The organism is Palleronia rufa, from assembly GCF_000743715.1.
Classification (GTDB): domain Bacteria; phylum Pseudomonadota; class Alphaproteobacteria; order Rhodobacterales; family Rhodobacteraceae; genus Palleronia; species Palleronia rufa.
The window spans coordinates 153,035-174,109 of the sequence record NZ_JQEY01000003.1 but is presented as its reverse complement, the minus strand read 5'-3'; the positions used below and the strand labels follow the sequence as shown (position 1 = coordinate 174,109).

Below are 21,075 nucleotides of genomic sequence, written 5' to 3'. Positions count from 1 at the left end.
CCCGAGTTTCATGCGCAACGCCTTTTCCCGATCTGGAGACGCGGTAGGATTTAACGCCGGTTTGCACCAGCGCCGCGCGCCCTAGGTGCTGTGCAGCGTGCCGGAACGGACGCACGGCAGGAACAGGGAGGAAGCGCATGTCTCATATCATGGCGATCGACCAGGGCACGACGTCGAGCCGGGCGATCATCTTCGACGGCGACATGAAGGTCGTGGCCAGCGCCCAGGAGGAGTTCGAGCAGCACTACCCGCAGTCGGGCTGGGTCGAGCACGATCCGTCGGACCTGTGGTCCTCGACCGCCGCGGTGTGCCGGTCGGCGATCGAGAAGGCCGGGGTGCCGGAGGGCGAAATCTCCGGCATCGGGATCACCAACCAGCGCGAGACCGTCGTGGTCTGGGACAAGGAGACCGGCAAGCCGATCCACAACGCCATCGTCTGGCAGGACCGCCGCACCTCGGAGATCTGTGCGGAGATGAAGGACAGTGGCTACGAGGATCAGGTGATCGAGAAGACCGGGCTGCTGCTCGACCCGTATTTCTCGGGGACGAAGCTGAAATGGATCCTCGACCACGTGGACGGCAGCCGCGCGCGGGCGAGGAACGGCGAGCTGCTGTTCGGCACCGTGGACACGTATCTCATCTGGAAGATGACCGGCGGGAAGTCCCATGTGACGGACGCCACCAACGCCTGCCGGACGCTGCTCTATGACAGCTTCAAGGGCGGGTGGTCCACGACCATCGCCGGGATGCTGGACATCCCCATGGAGATGCTGCCCGAGGTCAAGGACAGCGCCGCCGACTTCGGCGTGACCCGGCGCGATCTCTTCGGCCGCGAGATCCCGATCCTGGGCGTCGCGGGCGACCAGCAGGCGGCCACCATCGGCCAGGCCTGCTTCCAGCCCGGGATGATGAAATCGACCTACGGCACCGGGTGCTTCGCGCTTCTGAACACCGGCGAGACGCCGGTGCGGTCGCAGAACCGGCTGCTGACCACGGTGGCCTACCAGATCGACGGCAGGACGACCTATGCGCTGGAGGGCTCGATCTTCATCGCCGGCGCCGTGGTTCAATGGCTCAGGGACGGGTTGAAGATCATCCGTTCGGCCGAAGAGACGCAAGCCCTGGCCGAGAGGTCGGACGAGGGCCAGGACGTGGTGCTGGTGCCCGCCTTCGTGGGCCTCGGCGCGCCCTACTGGAACGCGGACTGCCGCGGCGCGGTCTACGGGCTGACGCGGGCGACGGGGCCCGAGGAGGTCGCGCGCGCGGCGCTGGAGAGCGTGGGCTACCAGACCCGCGACCTGCTGGAAGCGATGTTCGACGACTGGTCCGGAAAGGGCGAGCCCGAGACGCTGCGCGTCGATGGCGGCATGAGCGCCTCTGACTGGGCGATGCAGTTCCTGAGCGACATCATCGGCGCGCGGGTGGACCGGCCCGAGGTGCTGGAGACCACGGCGCTGGGCGCCGCCTGGCTGGCGGGGATGCGGGCCGGGATCTATCCGGGGATGGAGGGGTTCGCGGACAGCTGGCGGCTGGACCGATCGTTCGAGCCGGCCATGGAGGCGGACCTGCGCGCCGGGAAATACGCCCGCTGGAAACGCGCCGTCGCGGCGACGATGTCGGTATGAGGGGTGGGAGGGGGCGCTGCCCCCGCCGCCTGCGGCGGCCCCCCGGGATATTTCTGGAAAGATGAAGATGCATCGTCCGCGGCGGGCGGCTCCCGGGGGTTCGGGATGCGGTGCCGGCGCGGTGTTGGCGGGGGAGCGCGGTTCCGGAGTTCCGGGCGCGGTCCGTGGCGGAAAGCCCGCGGGCGCCGCGCGCCGGTGGCGGGGGCACGGCCCGCGGGGTCGGATCGGAGGGTTTGGATGACGTTCACGTTTCGCACGGCGGGAGAGATCCGTTTCGGGCGCGGGGTCGCCGCCGAGGCGGCGCCCTGGGCGGTAGCGCGCGGGCGGCGGGTCTGCGTGGTCGGGGGGGCGTCGGCGGGGCGCTCCGACGGGCTGGCGGCGGCGCTGGAGGCGCTTGGCTGCGAGGTCGTGCGGCTGTCCGTCCCGCGCGAGCCCGACGTCGCGCTGGTCGAGGACGGTGTGCGGCGGGCGCGGGGCGCCGAGGTGGTCCTGGCCCTGGGCGGCGGATCGGCGATCGACGCCGGCAAGGCCCTGGCGGCGCTGCTGCCCGCACCCGGCGGCGCGATGCGGCATCTGGAAGTGGTGGGGGAGGGGCGGCCGCTGGACGCCGATCCGCTTCCCTTCGCGGCGATTCCGACCACTGCCGGGACCGGCGCGGAAGTCACCAAGAACGCGGTGATCGCGGTCCCGCAGATGCGGCGCAAGGTCTCGCTTCGGGACGACCGGATGCTGGCCGATCTGGCGCTGGTGGACCCGTCGCTGACCGACGGGTGCCCGAAACCGGTCACGCTGGCCTCCGGGCTCGACGCGGTCTGCCAAGTGATCGAGCCCTACCTGTCCGCCCGCGCCAACCCGCTGACGGACGCGCTCTGCCGCGCGGCGATCCCGGCGGGTCTGCAGGCCCTGGCACGGCTCATGGAGGTCGAGGACGCGGACGCCCGCGACCGCATGGCCTGGGTCAGCCTGTGCGGCGGAATGGCGCTGGCCAATGCCGGGCTGGGGGTCGTGCACGGCCTGGCGGGACCGCTGGGCGGGGTCTCGGGCGCGCCGCACGGGGCCATTTGCGGTGCGCTCCTGCCCCACGGGCTGGCCGCGAACCGGGCCGCGGGCGCCGTGCCGGAGCGGATCGCGGAGGTCGAGGCGTGGAGCCGCGCGGCGCTCGGCGGCGACATCGGGGACTGGGCGCGGCGCCACGGATTGCCGCGCCTGGGCGAGATGGGCCTGTCGCGCGACGACATTCGGGATGTGGCCGAAGCGGCGGCCGGGTCGTCGTCGATGCGGGGAAATCCGGTGGCGCTGGAGGCGGGCGTGCTGGTCGGGATCCTGGAGGCGGCGTGGTAGCGTCCCGCGCGCCGGGTTGACATCCCCGCCCCGCCCCGCAATTGCGGGGCGATCGTCGGACCGGCCAAGCCTTGCGGCTGTCCCGGCGCGTGACTAAGACTCGTCCGACTTCGAGGCAGGCACAGGAAAGGCCGGTTCATGCGCGACCCCATCGAGAACTACACCAACAACCTGGTCCCGATGGTGGTCGAACAGACCTCCCGCGGAGAGCGGGCCTATGACATCTTCTCGCGGCTGCTGAAGGAGCGCATCGTCTTCGTGAACGGCCCCGTCCACGACGGCATGAGCCAGTTGATCGTCGCACAGCTGCTGCATCTGGAGGCGGAGAATCCGAAGAAGGAGATCTCCATGTACATCAACTCTCCCGGCGGGTCGGTGTCGGCGGGCCTGTCGATCTACGACACGATGCAGTACATCCGGCCGAAAGTGTCCACGCTGGTCTGCGGGCTTGCGGCGTCGATGGGGTCGGTGCTGTCCATGGCCGGTGAGAAGGGAATGCGGTTCTCCTTGCCCAACTCCGAGTTCATGGTGCACCAGCCCTCGGCCGGTTTCCAGGGCACGGCCGAGGACATCCTGATCTCGGCGCGCAACATCGAACGCAACCGCGAGAGACTCTACAAGCTCTACGTCAAGCACACCGGGCAGGACTTCGAAACGGTGCAGAGGGCGCTTGACCGCGACAAGTGGATGACGCCAGAGGAGGCCAAGGAATGGGGCCATATCGACGAGATCGTGGAGAACCGCAAGGAGCGCGAGGAGGCCGGGTGAGCCCCGTCGGCCGCGATCTTTTTCGAGGTTTTTGACATTGCGAGCGCGGCACCGCCGTCCTAGGCTTTGCCGAAGGCGCGTGCCGTGCAGGACGAGAAGGGCGGGATGCCCCGAAGGATGATCGATGGCGAACAACTCAGGCGATAGCAAGAACACGCTCTACTGCTCGTTTTGCGGCAAGAGCCAGCATGAGGTCCGCAAGCTGATCGCCGGGCCGACGGTGTTCATCTGCGACGAATGCGTCGAGCTCTGCATGGACATCATCCGCGAGGAGACCAAGACGACCGGGCTGAAATCCTCCGACGGGGTGCCGACCCCAAAGGAGATCTGCGACGTGCTGGACGATTACGTGATCGGCCAGCGGGTCGCCAAGCGGGTCCTGTCGGTCGCGGTCCACAACCACTACAAGCGGCTCAACAACGCCGGCAAGTCCGACATAGAGCTGGCGAAGTCCAACATCCTGCTGATCGGCCCCACGGGCTGCGGCAAGACGCTGCTGGCCCAGACGCTCGCGCGGATCCTCGACGTGCCGTTCACCATGGCCGACGCCACCACCCTGACCGAGGCGGGGTATGTGGGCGAGGATGTGGAGAACATCATCCTCAAGCTGCTGCAGGCGTCGGAATACAATGTCGAGCGCGCCCAGCGCGGCATCGTCTATATCGACGAGGTCGACAAGATCACCCGCAAGTCCGACAACCCGTCGATCACCCGCGACGTGAGCGGAGAGGGCGTGCAGCAGGCGCTGCTGAAGATCATGGAGGGCACGGTGGCGAGCGTTCCTCCGCAGGGCGGGCGCAAGCATCCCCAGCAGGAATTCCTGCAGGTGGACACGACGAACATCCTGTTCATCTGCGGCGGCGCCTTTGCCGGGCTGGAAAAGATCATCGCCCAGCGCGGCAAGGGATCCTCCATCGGCTTCGGCGCCGATGTGAAGAACAACGACGACCGCGGCGTGGGCGAGCAGTTCCAGGAGCTGGAGCCCGAGGATCTGCTGAAGTTCGGTCTGATCCCCGAATTCGTCGGCCGCCTGCCGGTGATCGCGACCCTGGAGGATCTGGACGAAGAGGCACTGGTCACCATCCTGACCCAGCCCAAGAACGCCCTGGTCAAGCAGTACCAGCGCCTGTTCGAGCTTGAGGACGTAAAGCTGAGCTTTACCGAGGATGCCCTGTCGGCCATCGCCAAGCGCGCGATCGAGCGCAAGACCGGCGCCCGGGGGCTGCGGTCGATCATGGAGGACATCCTGCTGGACACGATGTTCGACCTTCCGGGCACCGAGAACGCGCAGGAGGTCGTGGTCAACGACGAGGCCGTGACATCGGACGCCGCGCCGCTGACCATCTATGCCGACCAGAAGGAATCGGCCAGCGCGGGCTGATGCGCCCTGCCGGCCGATCCGGCAGAGGGGCCCTGCGGGGCCACCGGCCGTTTTCCAAGGATCCCCGCGCGGCCGGGAGCAGGTGCGCCCGGACCATGTCGGAAGGGACGCGGGCATGAGAAAGCTGATCTCGACCGGATCGCCCTTCGAAGAGCGGATCGGCTACAGCCGGGCGGTGGTCAGCGATGGCTGGGTCTGCGTCGCGGGGACCACGGGCTACGACTACGCCAGCATGGAGATGCCCGAGGACGTGGCCGCGCAATGTCGCAACGCCCTTTTCACGATCGAGGCGGCGCTGACCCAGGCCGGGGCCTCCATGGCGGACGTGGTGCGGGTACGCTACATCCTGTCCGACCGGGCGGATTGGGAGGCCTGCTGGCCGGTGACCTCTACCGTGTTCGGCGCCATCCGGCCCGCCGCGACGATGTTCGTCGCCGGGTTGCAGACACCGCAGATGAAGATCGAGATCGAGGTGGACGCCCGCCTGCCGGAGTGACGGCGCTGGACGTTGGCGCTTCCATGGGCCATAGCGGACCAGTCGAGAACGGAGAGACCCATGGGTATCCTCAACCGCATGCTGCAGGCCGTCACCTGGTGGAACGGGGCGACGCTGAACACGCTGCTGTGGTCCAGCCGTCACGGCACCAAGGTGGGCGAGGACGAGGCCGGAAACACCTACTACAGTTCCAAGGAGGGGCGCCGCTGGGTGATCTTCTCCGGCGAGGCAGAGGCCAGCCGGGTGACGCCGGAATGGCATGGCTGGCTGCACCACACCTGGGACGCGCCGCCGACGGAGCGTCCCATTGCGCACAAGTCCTGGGAGAAGCCGCATCTGCCGAACCTGACCGGGACGCCCGCGGCCTACGCGCCCGCAGGATCGATCCGGCGGCTCCAGCCGGCCCCGAAAGAGGATTACGAGGCATGGACGCCGGAATGACCCTCCTCACTGCCGGGGCCCTTCTGGGCCTCGTCCTCTGGGCCGGATCCGCTCCGGCGCAGGAGATTATCCCCGGCGCCGAGGATCTGTTTTCCGACGAGGTGGATGAGGAGCAGCTTCGGGACGATTGGGAAAACGGCGTGCTGGGTCCGCTGGGCGGCGACGTCACCACCGAGGAAAGCGACCGTGTCGAGCAGGCCGGCGGCGCCGTTCTGCGCGGGCTCGACAAGCTGACGGGCGATGTCGGCGATCTGGAGGTCGCGGTGGGCGAGACTGCCGAGGTGGGCCGTCTGCAGGTCACCCTGGGAGAGTGCCGCTATCCGGTGACGGACCCCAACGGCAATGCCTACGCCTATCTGGTGATCCGCGAGCCCGGCGCGCAGCAGCCGTCCTTTGCGGGCTGGATGATCGCCGACTCTCCGGCGCTGAACGCGCTGGAGCATCCCCGCTACGATATCTGGGTCATGCGCTGCAGGACCTGAGCCGGGGGGTCCGGCGCGGATGTGTCGAGCCGGGCCGGGATGGCGAGCGCGCGGTCCAATGCGGCATGGTAGTCCGCGCGGCCGATCTCGACCCCGCCGAGAGAGGCCAGGTGCGGGGTCAGGAACTGGGTGTCGAAGAGGCGGAAGCCCGATAGCCGAAGCCGGTCCACCAGATAGGCCAGTGCCACCTTGGAGGCATCCGTGCGGCGCGAGAACATCGATTCCCCGAAGAACGCCGCGCCCAGCGTGACGCCGTAGACGCCGCCCACCAGCGTGCCGCCCTCCCGGACCTCGATGGAATGGGCGTGGCCCGCGGCGTGGAGTTCCATGTAGAGGCGGGCGATTTCGGGGTTGATCCAGGTCTCTGCCCGGTCGGCGCAGCCGTCCAGGACGCCCGCGAAATCCGCGTCGAAGCCGAGCGCGAACCGCGCGCTGCGGATCGTGCGGCGCAGCGACCGGGAGACCCTGAAGCCGTCCAGCGGCAGCACGCCGCGCAGCCGCGGGTCGATCCAGTAGATCTCTGACGAATGGCGGCTGTCGGCCATGGGGAAGATGCCGCGCGCATAGGCCGACAGCAAAAGCTCCGGCGTGAGGCCGCGGGCGCTCACCCCAGATGGGTCTCAAGCCAGTGTTCGAGCCAGTGGATCGTATAGTCCCCGGTCTGTATCGCCTCTTCCTGCAGAAGCGCATGGAAGAGGGGCACCGTGGTGTCCACCCCGTCCACGATCAACTCTCCCAGGGCGCGGCCCAGACGCGCCAGAGCCTCCGGCCGGTCGCGCCCGTGAACGATGAGCTTGCCGATCAGGCTGTCGTAATAGGGCGGGATCCGGTAGCCGTCATAGAGCGCGCTGTCCATCCGCACGCCCAGGCCGCCGGGCGCGTGATACTGGGTGATCCGCCCCGGGGAGGGCGAGAAGGCGGGCAGTTTCTCGGCGTTGATCCGGACTTCGATGGCGTGGCCGCGGGGGACCAGCTCATCCTGCGTGAAGCTGAGCGGCAGGCCGGCGGCGACGCGGATCTGCTCGCGGACCAGATCGACACCGAAGATCGCCTCGGTCACGGGGTGCTCGACCTGGAGGCGGGTGTTCATCTCGATGAAGAAGAACTCTCCGTCCTCGTAGAGGAACTCGACCGTGCCGGCGCCGGCGTAGTTGATCCGCGCCACGGCGGCGGCGCAGCGGGCGCCGATGTCGGCGCGCTGCTCCGGCGTGATCGACGGGCCGGGCGCCTCTTCCAGAACCTTCTGGTGGCGGCGCTGGAGCGAGCAGTCCCGCTCGCCCAGATGCACGGCCCCGCCGCGCCCGTCGCCGAAGACCTGCACCTCGATATGGCGGGGGCGGCCCAGGTAGCGTTCCAGATAGACCTCGTCGTTGCCGAAGGCGGCCTTGGCCTCCGCGCGCGCGGTCTGGAAGGCGCGGTCCAGATCGGCGGGCGTCTTCGCCAGCTTCATGCCGCGCCCGCCGCCGCCGGCGGTTGCCTTGACGATCAGCGGAAAGCCCACGTCGGCCGCCACGGCGCGCGCCGTCTCCAGATCCGGCACGCCGCCGTCGGAGCCCGGAACGCAAGGTACGCCAAGGGCGCGCATCGTGTCCTTGGCGGTGATCTTGTCGCCCATGATCCGGATATGCTCGGCCGTGGGGCCGATGAAGGTCAGCTGGTGATCCTCCACGATCTGCACGAAACTGGCGTTCTCCGACAGAAAGCCGTAGCCGGGGTGGATCGCCTGGGCGCCGGTGACCTCACAGGCGGAGATGATCGCCGGAAAGTTCAGGTAGGACTGCGCGGCGGAGGGCGGTCCGATGCACACGCTTTCGTCGGCCATGCGCACATGCATGGCGTCGGCATCGGCGGTGGAATGGACCGCGACCGATCCGATCCCCATCTCCCGTGCCGCCCGGATGATCCGAAGCGCGATTTCGCCGCGATTGGCGATGAGGATCTTGTCGAACATGCGCCCGCCTCAGGACAGGATCACGAGGGGCGCGCCGTATTCGACCGGCGCGCCGTCCTCGACGATGATCCGGGTGACCTTTCCCGATCGCGGAGCGGGGATGTGGTTCATCGTCTTCATGGCTTCGACGATCAGCAGCGTCTCACCCTCTTCGACGGTGTCGCCGACCTTGATGAACGGCGGGGCGTCGGGTTCCGGCGCCAGATACACCGTTCCGACCATGGGCGATGCGATGGCGCCGGGATCCGCGGCAGGGTCCGCGGCGTCTCCGCCGGCGGGCGCGGGACCGGCGCTCTGGGCGCCGGGGGCGGGTGCGGCGGGCTGCGGCGCCTGGATCTGGGCCGGACCGGGCGGCGGTCCGCCGCGGGAGACGCGGACATCCAGGCTGTCGTCCTCGGCGTATTCGCGTTTTACCCGCAGTTCGGTCAGGTCGTTCTCTCGCAGAAGCTCGGCAAGGGCCTTGATAAAGGCCACATCGGAATCGTGCCGCGTGTCGCTCATGCCGTCCTCGTCGCTTTGTTCCGGCCAATCGTGGATCGGCCCCTGTTCGGCTGTCTATATGATAGGGTTACGGCGGGGGAAAGGCGAACGCCGCAGGGAAAATCGCGGTGTTCTGCGGGCAGGCGACCGGGCCGCGGCGCGCGACCGATGTGTTATTGCCACGCGGCGGGGCCGGGTCCGGCGCCGCTCCGGCCCCTCCTTGACCCCCTTGGGCCCTCTGCTAGCCTCCGCGAGGTCGCAGCAGGGGAGACGTGGCGCATGCGGAACGGATCGATCGGCCTGGCGGCGCTGCTGCTGCTGGGCGCCTGCGTGATGTCGGAATACGACGAGGAGGGGCGCCTTCGCAACATCTCCCCCGCCGCCCTGGCGGCGCTGCCCGCGGGCATCGACCCGGCCTTTCTAATCCGCGACGCGGACGGCTGCTACGGGATCGTTCTGGTACAGTCCGAGACCGCCGAGGGCGTTCGCCTGCTGAACGATCAGGGCGTCCAGGTCTGCGATGCCTGACGCCCCGGCGGACGCCGCGAAGCGTCGCGCCGTCGCCCCCGTCCTCTGCTATCCCGCGGAACGCCTGCCCCGCCCCGACTCGGGGCGCATCGACGCGGTCCTGTCCGATCTGACCCCCGTGGACGGCCTGCGCGTGCCGCCCCGCGACGCCGCAGCGATCCGGGTGCCCAAAGGTCACGTCCTGCGGATCCTCAGCGTCGAGGGCCCCCAGGTGGGCGATCTGAACCTGTTCGCCGCCGCGAACCTGGCCGAGCGGTTCTATTCCGGCAAGACCCGCGCCCTCCACGGCACCCATCTGGGGACGGGGGACCGGATGTGGTCCTGTTTTCCCTACCTGCGGCCCATGGCGACGGTGGCGGCCGACAGTCTGGACTGGTACGGCACGGATGCCTGGGGCGCGCGGGTCCATGACGTGATCGGCACGCGCTGCGATCCCTATACGGGGCGGCTGCTGTCGGATGCGGATTACCACCATTGCTGCCACTCCAACCTGACCCGCGCGCTGGCGCAGGCCACGGGTCTGGGCCGGGTGGCGGCAGAGGCCCATGTCCACGATGTCCTGAACGTGTTCATGTGCACCGGCTTCACCGCCGACAGGGGCCAGTATTTCATGAAGGCCAGCCCGGTGCGCCCCGGCGACCATTTTGACCTTCTGGCCGAAATCGACCTTCTGGCGGTGCTCAGCGCCTGCCCGGGCGGCGATTGCGGGACCGAACATTCCAGCGACACGGCCGCCTGCCATCCGCTGGAGATGGAGGTTCTGGCCCCCTCCGCCGCGGTCCTGGCGGCGTGGCGGGAGCCGCCGGTCTCCGGCTACGACCGCAGTCACGGGGTCTGAGGCGCGCCCCTGGCCCTGGTCGCGTCGTCGAGCGCCGCCCACCACGCCGCATAGCTGCTGTTCCAGGGCGCGCGCCGGCTTTCGTCCGGGGCGCCGTCGGTCCACCAGACGGGCCCGCGCTCGCCCAGCCGGTGCTTGGCCGCATCGACCCGGCTGCGCGCGTCCCGTCGTTCGTCGTCGCCGGTCGCGCGCCCCACGTCGCGGCGGGCTTGCATCAGCGCCTTGACGGCGGCGCGGCGCTCCGCGTCGGGCAGGCGCGGATCGGTCCTGCGCCAGAGCCGGCCCTTGGCGACGAAATAGCGCCCGTCCGGCGTCTCCGGATGGTCTCTGGCCATCGTTCAGCGGGCCAGGGCGGACGTCATCGACGGCTGCGGAAAGCAGGTCGCGCGCTGGCCCGTCGCCTCCTGCCAGCGGCCGATGGAGCGACGCGTCTTGTAGCCCGGCAATCCGTCCGCGCCGCCGACGTCGTGGCCCATGGCCTCCAGCCCCCGCTGCATCGCCGCGATGTCCGAGCGCATCATCCGCCCGACCTGTCCCCAGGGGGCGGCGAAATCGCCGACGCCATACTGGATCCGGTCGCCCACGTGGCCCACGAAGAGCGCGTAGAGATCGCTCATGTTGTAGTCCTTGAGCACGTAGAAATTCGGCGTGACCACGAAGGCGGGACCGTTCCGGCCCGCCGGCAGCATGAGAAACCCCTCGCCCCGCAGTTCCGCGTCCGGAAAGGGCCGTCCGGAGACGCGGGTGATGCCCATGGCCGCCCAGTCGGCGATCCGGCGGCCCTGGTCGGGGCCTTCCAGCGTGCAGGAAACAGAGGCCGGCAGCGTCACCTCGAACCCCCAGTCGCGGCCCGCGACCCAGCCGTGCCGCGCCAGGTAGCTGCCGATCGACGCGATGGTGTCGGCCTCCGACCGCCAGATGTCGGCGCGCCCGTCGCCGTCTCCGTCCGCGGCATAGCGCAGAAAGCTCGACGGCATGAACTGCGGCTGTCCCAGCGCGCCCGCCCAGCTGGATCTCATCGCGCTTTCGGGGGCGTAGCCGGCCTGGGCGATGCGCAGCGCGGCCACAAGCTCATCGGTGAAATAGTCCGCCCGGGTGCTCATGAAGCCCTTGGTTCCCAGCACGCGGAACGCGTCATGGGGGATGGCGGCGCGGCCGTAGCCGCTTTCGCGACCCCAGATCGCCAGGATGATGCGGCCGGGCACGCCGGTCGCGGACTGGACCCGGGCGAGCGTTCCGGCATGGGCGCGCGCCATCTGCCGCCCCACCGAGGTGGCCCCGTCCACCGTGCCGCGCCTGAAGTAGCGCGACGGCGCGCCGAATTCGGACTGGCTCTGGGTGCGGGCGCTGCGCGGCGCGCTGCCCGGCGGGACGAGATCCGGCAGATCCCAGTCGAGCGCCACGCCCGCAAAGGCCGCGTCGAACGTGGCCCGCGCGACGCCCTGGTTGCGGGCCCGGGGCCAGACGGTCCGTTCCAGCCAGGTGCGGAACTGGCGTTCCACGCCGGCGCGGTCCTGTGCCGCGGCGGGCGCGGCCAGGGCGATTGCAAGGAGCAGCAGAAGGGCGCGCAGGGTCACATCGGGCTCCGGATCGGGGTCTGGGCGCAGCCTAGCCCAGCCGCGCGACGGTGGGGAAGGGGGCAGGCACAGATTCGCCTTGCGGCGGCGCGGTCGGCTTGCGACGGACAGGGGCGGTCCGCCGGGCCGCGCGGCATGACGACGGGAGGGCGACATGACCAGGGCGAGATGGACGGGCATCGCCGCCGTTCTGGCCGCCGCGGTGCTCTGGGGAAGCACGGGCACGGTCCAGACGGCCCTGCCCGACGCGCGGGAGCCGCTGGTCGTCGGCGCCCTGCGGCTGGCCATCGGCGCGCTGGCGCTGCTGGCGCTCGCCCTGTCGCGGCCCGATACCCGCCGCGGGTTGGCGCGTCTGCCCTGGCGGGGCGTCCTCTTTGCCGGGATCGCCATCGGCGCCTACAACCTGCTGTTTTTCCGCGCGGTCAGCGATGCGGGCGTGGGCGTCGGCACCGCCGTCACCATCGGCAGCGCGCCGATCTGGGCCACGGCCTGGGAGATCGCGTGGGACCGTCGCTGGCCCGGCCGGCTGCGCGGCGGGGCGCAGGGTCTGGCCGTCCTGGGGGTCGGCTTGCTGGGGCTGGGCGGCGGGACAGGCGGGACGGCGGGGCAGGGCGTTGCGCTCGCCCTGGCCGCGGGCGCCTGCTACGCGGCCTATTCGCTGGCGACCAGCCGCGTCGGGCGGGGCGTGCCGTCCACGTCGCTGGCCGCGGGAACGTTCGTGGTGGCGGCGGCCCTTGCGGCACCGGTGCTGGCGCTGGCTCCGCTCGGCTGGCTGGGCGCGCCCGGGGTCTGGGGGCCGCTGATCTTTCTGGGGATCGGGGCGACGGGCCTGTCCTATGCGCTCTATACCTGGGGCCTGACGCGGATGGCGGCCTCCACCGGCGTGACCCTGGCGCTGGCCGAGCCGGTGACCGCGCTGGTCCTTGCGGTCTGGGTCGTCGGCGAACGCCTGACGGGCTTGGGCGTGCTTGCCGCCGGAACGATCCTGGCCGGGCTGGCGGTCGTCGCGCTGGTCCCCGCCCCGCGCGCGCCCCAAGGCTGAGACCGGAGGCGGGCGCGGCATGACCTGCGCCGGGCCGGGTCCTTGTCCCGGTCCGACGGCCAACACAGCCCCGGCCCCCGCAGGGCCTTGGCCTGCGGGGCCGAAGCCACGGATACGGCGCGCGGACGCCCGGTCCCGCGCGCCCGTGCCCCCTATTTCAGCAGGCGGTTCTCGATCAGATCGTCCACGACCTCCGGCTCCGCCAGCGTCGAGGTGTCGCCAAGCTGATCGTGCTCGTTCGCCGCGACCTTGCGCAGGATCCGCCGCATGATCTTGCCCGACCGGGTCTTGGGCAGGCCGGGCGCCCACTGGATGTAGTCGGGCTTGGCGATGGGGCCGATCTCGTTCCGCACCCAGTCGCTGAGCTCCTTTTTTAGCCCGTCGGACGGCTGCTGTCCGTCCATGAGCGACACGTAGCAATAGATCGCCTGACCCTTCACGTCATGGGGCACGCCGACCACCGCGGCCTCCGATACCGCGTCATGGGCGACAAGGGCCGATTCCACCTCTGCCGTGCCCATCCGGTGTCCGGAGACGTTGATGACGTCATCCACCCGGCCGGTGATCCAGTAATAGCCGTCCTGGTCCCGTTCGCAGCCGTCTTCCGTGAAATAGTAGCCCTTGTACTGCTGGAAGTAGGTATTCATGAACCGCTCATGATCGCCGTAGACCGTGCGCATCTGCGACGGCCAGCTGTCGGCGATGGCCAGCACGCCCGACACGCCGTTGCCCTCCTGGACCTTGCCGCTTTCGGGGTCCAGAACCACCGGCTGGACGCCGAAGAACGGCCGGGTGGCCGACCCCGGCTTGGTGGGGGTGGCGCCGGGCAGGGGGGTGAGCATGTGGCCGCCGGTCTCTGTCTGCCACCAGGTGTCGACGATGGGGCATTCGCCCTTGCCGACGACATCGTTGTACCAGTTCCAGGCCTCCGGGTTGATCGGCTCACCCACCGTGCCCAGCACCTTGAGCGACGACAGGTCGTACTTTTCCACGAAGTCGTCGCCCTTGGACATGAGCGCGCGGATCGCGGTGGGGGCGGTGTAGAACTGGTTCACCTTGTGGTCCTGGCAGATCTTCCAGCACCGTCCCGCGTCGGGATAGGTGGGCACCCCCTCGAACATCAGCGTCGTGGCGCCGTTGGCGAGCGGGCCGTAGACGATGTAGCTGTGCCCGGTGACCCATCCGACATCGGCCGTGCACCAGTAGACGTCGCCATCGTGGTAGTCGAACGTGTACTGGTGGGTCATGGCGGTATAGACCAGATAGCCGCCCTGGCTGTGGACGACGCCCTTGGGCTGCCCGGTGGAGCCCGAGGTATAGAGGATGAACAGCGGATCCTCTGCCGCCATCTCCTCCGGCGGGCAGTCGTTGGACACCGTGTCCTCCATCTCATGGAGCCAGTGGTCGCGGCCGTCGGTCCAGTCGATGTCGTTGCCGGCGCGCTTGACCACCAGCATCTTGGCGTCGTGCTCGACCTTCTGGAACGCCTTGTCGGCATTGGCTTTCAGCGGCGTGACCTTGCCGCCGCGCAGCGACCCGTCAGAGGTGATCACGACCTTGGCCTTGGACCCGTTGACGCGCTGGGCCAGCGCATCGGGGGAGAAGCCCGCGAAGACGACCGAATGGACCGCGCCGATCCGCGCGCAGGCCAGCATGGCATAGGCGGCCTGCGGGATCATCGGCAGGTAGATGATGACCCTGTCGCCCTTCTCCACCCCCATCTCCTTGAGGACGTTGGCGAACTTGCCGACATGACTGGCCAGTTGGCTATAGCTGATCGTCTGGTCGGAGCCGTCGTCCGCGTCCGGTACCCAGATGATCGCGGTCTGGTCGCCGCGCGATTTCAGGTGCCGGTCGATGCAGTTTGCGGCGACGTTCAGCGTGCCGTCCTCGAACCAGCGGATATCCACCTTGCCGTAGTCGAACGTCGTGTTCTTGACCTTGCTGTAGGGCTTGATCCAGTCGATGCGCTTGCCGTGCTCTGCCCAGAAGGCGTCCGGGTCTGCGATGGACGCGTCGTACATCTTCTCGTAGGTCTCCGCATCAGCGTGGGCCGACCTGGCGAATGCCTCCGACGGCGGGTGCATCTTGGCTGCGTCTTCGTCCTTCATGTGCTCTCCTCCTCGCGATGGCGCGATGACGGGGTCTGGCCCGCGCCGGTTGTTCAATACGCGCCGCAGGGGCGCGAACCTGTGAGAGACTTACCCCTCGCCTCAGGGAAAACCATAGCGCCAAAGGCCTAGATGGCGAGGTACTGCTGCCGCAGATCCCCGTCCTGCAGGGATCCCGGCGGTGCTGGCGATGCCCAGGTTCGCGGGTTAACCTCATGGAGAACGGTCCGGGCGTGTCGTCGTCCAGGCAGAAGCCGACCTGCGAGACATTCGCGTTGGGGGGGGCAGAGGCCAGGGCTGTGTGGTTACACCTGTTTCTGACAGGGAGTTACAGGGGGTTTTGACACGGAAGAGACCGGAAGTCCGGCTCCTATCCGGAATGGTGTGACGTCGGATAAGGTCAGGATAGAGGTGTCGTTTTTCGCCGGAGCTTCCACCAGGCGTGGATTGCCGACCGGCCGACGCGGCGGTCAGGCGGGAAGTGTTCGGCCACGGCGTTTGCGACCTGCGCGAACGTCATGTGGTCGATCCGGTCGTTGATGAAGGCGCGCGGGTCCGGGTCCTATGTCGATCCGGCGCGGCCGTCGGGATCGGTGCGCGCGCCGGTGCTCCTCGGGCGGTGTGGCGGGCGGGGTGAACGGGGTGTTTCGGGGGCGTCGAACGTCCCGTTCACGGGCGGCGTCGGGCGCGGCCCGGACGGTTGCCAGCGCGGCGGCGGCGTCGTCCACGGCCGCGAGGGCCGCAGGCCGTGCGCCGGATCCGTCGGGGCGCCAGGCAACGCGCCGGATCCGTCGGGGGCCGCGGCGGTCATCCGCGGCGCACGGGCCCGACCGACCGCGCGGCTGCCCTTGCAGGACATCGAGCGCCATTCCGGGCCGCGTCGATACGTGCCGCGCCCGTCATGGCGACGCCCTCCGGACGCAGGGCCCGTGCCGGCKCCCCGAATGCCGAAGCGGCATGTGCGGGTGCCTTCGCGCGCTGTTCGTCGCTTTCGGACATGCCGCGGATCTGCGGAGGCGGCACGGGTGGCGCTGAACGTGGCGGACCGGGTCGAGCGATGGACGCGCTCCGTTCGGCCCGCACGCCTCCCGAACCCGAACCCGGACCCGGACCCGGCCGCGTGTCGCCCCCGGCCCGCGGCCGGCGATGGGTCAGCCGAAGGCGCTCGGCCCGAGGGTCGAGCCGGCGGCAGGGCGCGGCGGTGCCGGCATCCACCTGAGCCGCGCCGGGTGCGCGCGGGCGCGGCGGCGGCGTCGTCCACGGCCGCGAGGGCCGCAGGCCGTGCGCCGGATCCGTCGGGGGCCGCGGCGGTCATCCGCGGCGCGCGGGCGCGGCCGGCGCTGCGGCTCGGACAGCTTCGCGACGGGCGCGGCGGTGCCGGCGTCGATATGCGCCGGGCCGGATGCGCGCGGGCGCGGCCGGTGCTGCGGTTCGGACAGCTTCGCGAACGGCGCGGCCGAGGATGAGAGGAACTCGTCGAAACTGTCGGGCGACTGGCGGCGGAGCGCCCCCAATCGCGCATCGCGGGCGTGATGTGGCCCGCGACGGTTGCCGCGTCCACGCGGGCCTCGGCTTCCCGGTCGGACATGCTGGCGGACCGGTCGCGATGGGCGCGCATCAGCTCGGCGACGGCTGCGACGGGCGCGGAGCGGGCCGGGTCCGGAGCGGCGCGGTTCTCGGCTGTCATCCCGTCCGGGGCGGCGCGGATCGCGTCGATGTCTGCATCCCCGGGCCGGGGGCGGCGGCGATCCGGGCGAGGTCGGTCGGGTCGGTGGCGGGGTCGGGTTCGTTCATCGTGGCCTCCTGGCGGGACAGGGCGGTGAGTTCGAGGTTCGGTTCGCGGACCGGACCCGCGCCCTCGACGCGCGGGATCTTGCTGCGGGGCGGGGGTGGAGACGGGGCTCGGGCAGCGGTCCTCCCGCGCGGGGATCGTCGCGCGCGCCCGTGCCGTCCACTCGACACGGCCCCATAGCCCGTCCGGCCCGGCGACCGGTTCCCCGATCCGGCCCGCGGCCGGGACCGGCCCGTTCTTGCGAAGCGCGAGGTGGGCCGAGGGGTGCGCATGGTCCACGGACGGGTCCACACCCCGGTCGCGGGTGCGCCGGATGACCGCGGCCGGATCGTCCGTCCGGTCGCGCCGCCCGGCACGGCTTGCCGGAGCGATGTTCGCGCCGGTGCTCCTCGGGCGTTGTGGCGGGCGGCTTGAACGGAGTGTTTCGGGGGCGTTGAACATCCCCTTCAAGGGCGGATGCAAGAGCGGCGCGAGCGGTGGCCAGCGCGGCTGCGGCCTCATCCAGAGCGGCGAGGGCCTTAGTCATCGGATCGGGCGTATCGGTCACGTCTTGGCTCTATTGGTAGGGCGGCACGGGAGACGCGCCGACCGGGATGAGGTGGACGGGCCGGGTCCGCGCCGTGCCGTCCGGCAGGCGCTGCGCTTGGCGGATGGCGGCCGGGGCGGCCATGGTCGGCCCGCCGGGAGCGGGGTCACGACCGGCTCGGCCGTCGCCTTGCGGGGTTGGAACCGGATCCACCCCGGCCCCGGCATCGCGGGCGCGGTCCTCCATCTCCCGCCGGTCTCGGTCAGCTCGGTATCGAGGACGTGCAGCGCGTCGTCTTCCAGCTCCGGCGGGACGACCACGGTGTTCGGCGTGACGCTCGGGATGCGGCCCTTGCCGCCGCGCGGGCGCCTCATCGCGGTGCGGGCGGAGACGTCGTTCCGGACCCGTGCGCGGGGCCTTCGAGGCGAAGCCGAGATGCCACGGCCCGAAGCCCGCATTCACCCGCGCGCGGACGCCGCAGAGGAACGCGCCGGTCATCTCGCCGGTCATCAAGACATGCGCATCGCCGGGGCGGTTGATCGCGTTGAACCCGTCCCGGTCGAGCCGTGGATCCGGTCACACCCGCCATGTGAACGCGCGTCGCGCGGTCGTGCTCTTCCGACAGGTCGAGCTTGCCTCTGGCGACATGCAGCAGCGCGATCTGCCGCCTGGTGATGCTCCATGGCGCGGGCGTGTCGAAGAGATACCAGGCCGGACCCGGCGTGCCCGACGTGCCGCCATCGCAATTGCCGACGGTCCGCATCCACGGTCGGGCGATCGGCGTCGAAGACCGCCTGACCGTCATGGCAGAGCGCCGAGGCTCCGGKTTCCAGCAGGCCGYAGAGGGGCTCTTCGGGCGGCAGCCGCGCGGTGTGGCCCGTCCCGGCGATCATCGGCTTGAAGATGCCCAGGCGGTCGGAGACATCCTCGCGCCGGATGTTCAAGGCGCTCTCGAACTTGCGGTTCGCGCTCGTGTAGGACTGCGCCTCGATGTCCTTCAGCACGCGCCCGCCGCCCGGCCATTCGCGCATCTGCGGGAACTGGCCGAGCCAGCCGTAGGTCTCCTCTCGCACGGCCGAGGGCACGGTCATGGCGATCTTGTCCCAGGTGACGGGGGCCTTGGTGCAGGCGTCGGTATAGACGGTCTTGAAGCCCCTGTAGGCGAGGTCGAGGTTCTGGCTGTTGACGATCATCGGTGGGTCCTGTCGGTGGTCGGGGTGAGGTCATGGCCGTGGGCGCGAAGCCGCGCGCGGTAGCGGGTGACGGTCCGGGTGTCGATGCCCAGGGCAGAGGCGATCCGGTCAGTGCTGTGGCCGTTCCGGCTGGTGCGCAGCACCGCCCGGGCGGCGCGGATGTTGCGCCGGGCGGGGCCGAGCGGGACGAAGAGCTGGCCGAAGCCCGGCCGGTCGCTCAGCCAGAGGATGGCGGTCGCATGCGGGTCGTCCGGCCGGGCTCGGTCGGTCCGGGGAAGATCGACGCGCTGGCCGGCGTGCCGGACCCGGCGTGTGCGGCACGTCTCGACGCCCAGCTCCGCCTCCATGGCGGGGATCAGCCCAGGGATGTCGAAGCCCATGGACCGCGCTTCGGCGCAGCTCGGGATCGGAAGGTCGGAGGGGTCCGGATATATGCCCGGAGGTATGTGGCATCGGCCGACACATGTCTCCGCCGACAGGTGTCGGGGGCGCGTCCGGAGGGGCGGAAAGGTCCCTCCCGGCACAGAGCCGGCGCTCCGTCCGGTTCGGCCGCGCCGAAACTCTGCGACGGGTGACGACCGAAATCAAGAGACGGCGCATGACGCGCCTGGAGGGGCGGAACGCATCCCTCCCGGCACACGACCGGGTGCTCCGACTGGCTCAGGCGCGTCACCCTCGAAATACCCCCTTTTGGGGCCGATTTCAACGGCAGACGCCAATCGGCCCCGAGGAACGGCACGCAACGCGTCCATTTAATACCAGTTAAAGGGGTCTGTGTGGCCAACTCGGGTTTCAGGACCCGGGGGGCCGAATGGAGAAGATGGCGCTCATCGGGCCGCTCAGCGCGTCTAGCGAAAACGCCGAAGGGCGGCGACCCGCGCGACCGCCGCCCTTCATCTTCGCAGGTGCGTCGCTCAGGCCGCGCGGGCCTCCATCGCCTTGAGCGCCGTGATTGCCTTCCGACCCTGGCCCTTCGTGAGGAACCGCAGGCTCGACGCGTGGAAGGTTCGTTCGATCCACGTGTTCAGTCCGTCCGCCGTGCCCGCGCCCTTGGTCCATTCGGCCCACAGGACGCGGATCGGTTCGAGCTGCGCGAAGCGCGCCATGCCGGGCCGGTCGCCGCCGTTCGGGCCGGTCTTCGCCAGGGGCCGGAGCCCCATCCACGCGAGGACCCCCATGATCGCGTCGAACCCGTCCTGGTCGGGCCGTGGATCTGGTCACACCCGCCATGTGGACCAAGGTCGCGCGGTCGTGCTCTTCCGACAGGTCGAGCTTGCCTTTCGCGACATGCAGCAGCGCGATCTGCCGCTTGGCGATGCTCATGGCGCGTCCTTTCCGGCCTGGCCGCCGCCGTAGAGCACCGCGGCTTCCCCATCCGTCTCCGCGATCCGCCGGATCGCCTGGCTGGCCAGGCGCGCAATCGCCAGAGCCTCGCCTTCGTCCAGATCGCCCCGGCCGARTGCGTCGAAGACACAGGCCGCGTCGTACAGCGCCAGGTGAAGGTCGTTCAGCCGATCCGCCTGGTCCCGGTCAGCACGCCGGGTCATTGGATGACTCCTTCTTGACACGCGGGAACGGACCCTGCGCATCGGCATGAACGAAGGCATCAAGGATCGCGGCTGCATTCGCGACCGCCTCTCGCGCAGCGGGCCGATCCTCGCGGGCGCGCTCGGCTTCCGCGAAGGCCAGCTGCGCGGCCGCAACCCGGCGCATGGCGTCGAGCGCGTCACCCGGTCCCGCAACCATGTAGATCAGGCATTTGCCTTCGACCTGTTCCGGTGTGAGTTCGGTGGGGAGTGTAAAGTTGACGGTCATTTCAGGTCTCCTTTCGGGGCGAGCTTCATGTCGAGGATCGCGGCCTTGAGATGCGACAGGTTCGGCACGTCGCGCCCGGCGAAGAGACCCGCGCGCCGGATGATATTCTCGACGTTCCGCAACCCGCCGCGCTTCCGTGCGACCGCCGCCAGCGCCTTGACCGCCTCGGGGCTGTCCCGGCCGGTTCCACTGGCGAGGGCTTCCACATCCTTTGGACGAACGCCTTCAATCACGACAGGGCGGCGCATCCGGCTTTGCAGCTGCGGCATCGAAGAGACGGCGGCAATGAGGTTCGAGTCGCCGCACAATACCACCGGGAAACCGCCGGTCTCCGCCATGCCGCGCAGCCATTCCAGCGCCTCGCCGCATTTGCCCGTCCGGCGGTTCTTCTGGTCGAGATACTGCGCTTCGTCCACGATCATCATCCGGTAGCGTCCGATGAACGATGCTAACGTTACTCGCGCTTCCGGGACCGTGCGGAAGTCAGGCGGGGCGTAACCCCAGATGCCGGCCAGACTATGCGCGAAGTTCCAGGGCGTCCCTTCGCCCCGCACCGCCTGGACGAGCACTCGAAGTAGGAAGCGAAGACTGGATGAAGAAGGCCGAAGAGGCGGCTTTCGACCGGGCGTGGCGCTTCCGCGATTCGTATTTCCGCGAACTCGAAGACGCGAAAGCCACCGGTGCGAAA

Annotated in this window: 24 protein-coding genes and 1 pseudogene; 10 read left to right on the top strand and 15 right to left on the bottom strand. The window is 69.8% G+C overall.

From position 1 onward, the window contains the following. Positions 1-137: 137 nt before the first annotated feature. The 7 genes from glpK (at position 138) to KW83_RS06610 (ending at position 6,534) form a co-directional block, all read left to right on the top strand. Entirely contained in the window at positions 138-1,625 is a 1,488-nt protein-coding gene (gene glpK, locus KW83_RS06640) for a glycerol kinase GlpK (protein WP_036176468.1), read from the top strand. A gap of 237 nt (positions 1,626-1,862) precedes the next feature. Beyond that, on the top strand, positions 1,863-2,966 hold the full coding sequence (locus KW83_RS06635; RefSeq protein WP_036176466.1) for an iron-containing alcohol dehydrogenase: 1,104 nt from the start codon (positions 1,863-1,865) through the stop codon (positions 2,964-2,966). Positions 2,967-3,104: 138 nt separating this feature from the next. Further along, positions 3,105-3,734: an ATP-dependent Clp protease proteolytic subunit gene (locus KW83_RS06630; RefSeq protein WP_036176463.1), complete on the top strand. Its 630-nt coding sequence runs from the start codon at positions 3,105-3,107 to the stop codon at positions 3,732-3,734. Positions 3,735-3,858: 124 nt separating this feature from the next. Further along, positions 3,859-5,115: an ATP-dependent Clp protease ATP-binding subunit ClpX gene (gene clpX / locus KW83_RS06625; RefSeq protein ID WP_036176460.1), complete on the top strand. Its 1,257-nt coding sequence runs from the start codon at positions 3,859-3,861 to the stop codon at positions 5,113-5,115. A gap of 115 nt (positions 5,116-5,230) precedes the next feature. Further along, positions 5,231-5,611 carry a RidA family protein gene (locus tag KW83_RS06620; RefSeq protein WP_036176457.1) on the top strand — a complete coding sequence of 127 codons (381 nt, stop codon included), beginning with the start codon at positions 5,231-5,233 and terminating at the stop codon, positions 5,609-5,611. 60 nt (positions 5,612-5,671) lie between these two features. Next, a complete protein-coding gene (locus KW83_RS06615; protein ID WP_036176447.1) occupies positions 5,672-6,052 on the top strand; it encodes an NADH:ubiquinone oxidoreductase subunit NDUFA12 in 381 nt (126 codons plus the stop codon). Further along, positions 6,049-6,534, top strand: coding sequence for a DUF2155 domain-containing protein (locus tag KW83_RS06610; RefSeq protein ID WP_081904505.1), 486 nt, complete (start codon positions 6,049-6,051; stop codon positions 6,532-6,534). The genes KW83_RS06615 and KW83_RS06610 overlap by 4 nt, the downstream gene beginning before the upstream one ends. On the opposite strand, the gene aat is transcribed toward KW83_RS06610, so the two are convergent. From aat to accB, 3 genes are read right to left on the bottom strand one after another with little or no spacing between them, the layout of a single operon-like run. Continuing rightward, the gene (aat, locus tag KW83_RS06605) at positions 6,501-7,142 is read right to left on the bottom strand and encodes a leucyl/phenylalanyl-tRNA--protein transferase (RefSeq protein ID WP_036176445.1); all 642 of its coding nucleotides are present in this window, start codon (positions 7,140-7,142) and stop codon (positions 6,501-6,503) included. The two genes, KW83_RS06610 and aat, sit on opposite strands and share 34 nt — an antisense overlap. Next, entirely contained in the window at positions 7,139-8,485 is a 1,347-nt protein-coding gene (gene accC, locus KW83_RS06600) for an acetyl-CoA carboxylase biotin carboxylase subunit (protein ID WP_036176443.1), read from the bottom strand. Before accC ends, aat begins: the two co-directional genes overlap by 4 nt. 9 nt (positions 8,486-8,494) lie before the next feature. Then, a complete protein-coding gene (accB, locus tag KW83_RS06595; RefSeq protein WP_036176440.1) occupies positions 8,495-8,986 on the bottom strand; it encodes an acetyl-CoA carboxylase biotin carboxyl carrier protein in 492 nt (163 codons plus the stop codon). Between the two features lie 258 nt (positions 8,987-9,244). Between accB and KW83_RS06590 the strand changes: the two genes are divergently transcribed. Both KW83_RS06590 and KW83_RS06585 read left to right on the top strand, forming a co-directional pair. Further along, positions 9,245-9,493 carry a hypothetical protein gene (locus KW83_RS06590; protein ID WP_036176437.1) on the top strand — a complete coding sequence of 83 codons (249 nt, stop codon included), beginning with the start codon at positions 9,245-9,247 and terminating at the stop codon, positions 9,491-9,493. Continuing rightward, positions 9,486-10,331, top strand: coding sequence for an urea carboxylase-associated family protein (locus KW83_RS06585; RefSeq protein WP_036176430.1), 846 nt, complete (start codon positions 9,486-9,488; stop codon positions 10,329-10,331). The genes KW83_RS06590 and KW83_RS06585 overlap by 8 nt, the downstream gene beginning before the upstream one ends. Here the strand turns inward: KW83_RS06585 and KW83_RS06580 are convergent. Together KW83_RS06580 and KW83_RS06575 are read right to left on the bottom strand one after the other, a co-directional pair. Further along, positions 10,319-10,666 (bottom strand): hypothetical protein, encoded by a 348-nt coding sequence (locus tag KW83_RS06580; RefSeq protein ID WP_036176427.1) that lies wholly within the window; start codon positions 10,664-10,666, stop codon positions 10,319-10,321. The two genes, KW83_RS06585 and KW83_RS06580, sit on opposite strands and share 13 nt — an antisense overlap. A 3-nt stretch (positions 10,667-10,669) precedes the next feature. Further along, complete coding sequence (locus tag KW83_RS06575) at positions 10,670-11,908, bottom strand: lytic murein transglycosylase (RefSeq protein ID WP_407667844.1); 1,239 nt, start codon at positions 11,906-11,908, stop codon at positions 10,670-10,672. Between the two features lie 154 nt (positions 11,909-12,062). Between KW83_RS06575 and KW83_RS06570 the strand changes: the two genes are divergently transcribed. Then, a complete protein-coding gene (locus KW83_RS06570; RefSeq protein WP_036176424.1) occupies positions 12,063-12,950 on the top strand; it encodes a DMT family transporter in 888 nt (295 codons plus the stop codon). A gap of 152 nt (positions 12,951-13,102) precedes the next feature. Here the strand turns inward: KW83_RS06570 and acs are convergent, their stop codons facing one another. The 10 genes and pseudogenes from acs to KW83_RS06530 all read right to left on the bottom strand — a co-directional run bounded on the left by acs (position 13,103) and on the right by KW83_RS06530 (position 20,956). Further along, positions 13,103-15,061: an acetate--CoA ligase gene (gene acs / locus KW83_RS06565; protein WP_036176422.1), complete on the bottom strand. Its 1,959-nt coding sequence runs from the start codon at positions 15,059-15,061 to the stop codon at positions 13,103-13,105. A gap of 562 nt (positions 15,062-15,623) precedes the next feature. Continuing rightward, positions 15,624-16,748: a phage protease gene (locus tag KW83_RS21845; RefSeq protein ID WP_152563510.1), complete on the bottom strand. Its 1,125-nt coding sequence runs from the start codon at positions 16,746-16,748 to the stop codon at positions 15,624-15,626. Between the two features lie 216 nt (positions 16,749-16,964). Next, positions 16,965-17,294: pseudogene (locus KW83_RS21840) on the bottom strand (phage protease); the annotation flags it as partial. A gap of 102 nt (positions 17,295-17,396) precedes the next feature. Then, the gene (locus KW83_RS21835) at positions 17,397-17,837 is read right to left on the bottom strand and encodes a Mu-like prophage major head subunit gpT family protein (protein ID WP_152563499.1); all 441 of its coding nucleotides are present in this window, start codon (positions 17,835-17,837) and stop codon (positions 17,397-17,399) included. Positions 17,838-17,888: 51 nt separating this feature from the next. Continuing rightward, positions 17,889-18,572, bottom strand: coding sequence for a Mu-like prophage major head subunit gpT family protein (locus KW83_RS06555; RefSeq protein ID WP_051928327.1), 684 nt, complete (start codon positions 18,570-18,572; stop codon positions 17,889-17,891). Further along, entirely contained in the window at positions 18,569-18,952 is a 384-nt protein-coding gene (locus KW83_RS06550) for a helix-turn-helix domain-containing protein (protein ID WP_036176413.1), read from the bottom strand. The genes KW83_RS06555 and KW83_RS06550 overlap by 4 nt, the downstream gene beginning before the upstream one ends. Before the next feature lie 534 nt (positions 18,953-19,486). Further along, entirely contained in the window at positions 19,487-19,750 is a 264-nt protein-coding gene (locus KW83_RS21385; protein ID WP_235191374.1) for a phage protein GemA/Gp16 family protein, read from the bottom strand. Positions 19,751-19,891: 141 nt separating this feature from the next. Then, entirely contained in the window at positions 19,892-20,119 is a 228-nt protein-coding gene (locus KW83_RS06540; protein WP_036176408.1) for a hypothetical protein, read from the bottom strand. Further along, positions 20,103-20,387: a hypothetical protein gene (locus tag KW83_RS06535; protein WP_036176405.1), complete on the bottom strand. Its 285-nt coding sequence runs from the start codon at positions 20,385-20,387 to the stop codon at positions 20,103-20,105. Before KW83_RS06535 ends, KW83_RS06540 begins: the two co-directional genes overlap by 17 nt. Next, entirely contained in the window at positions 20,384-20,956 is a 573-nt protein-coding gene (locus KW83_RS06530) for a TniB family NTP-binding protein (protein ID WP_161785460.1), read from the bottom strand. The genes KW83_RS06535 and KW83_RS06530 overlap by 4 nt, the downstream gene beginning before the upstream one ends. Between the last annotated feature and the right edge of the window lie 119 nt (positions 20,957-21,075).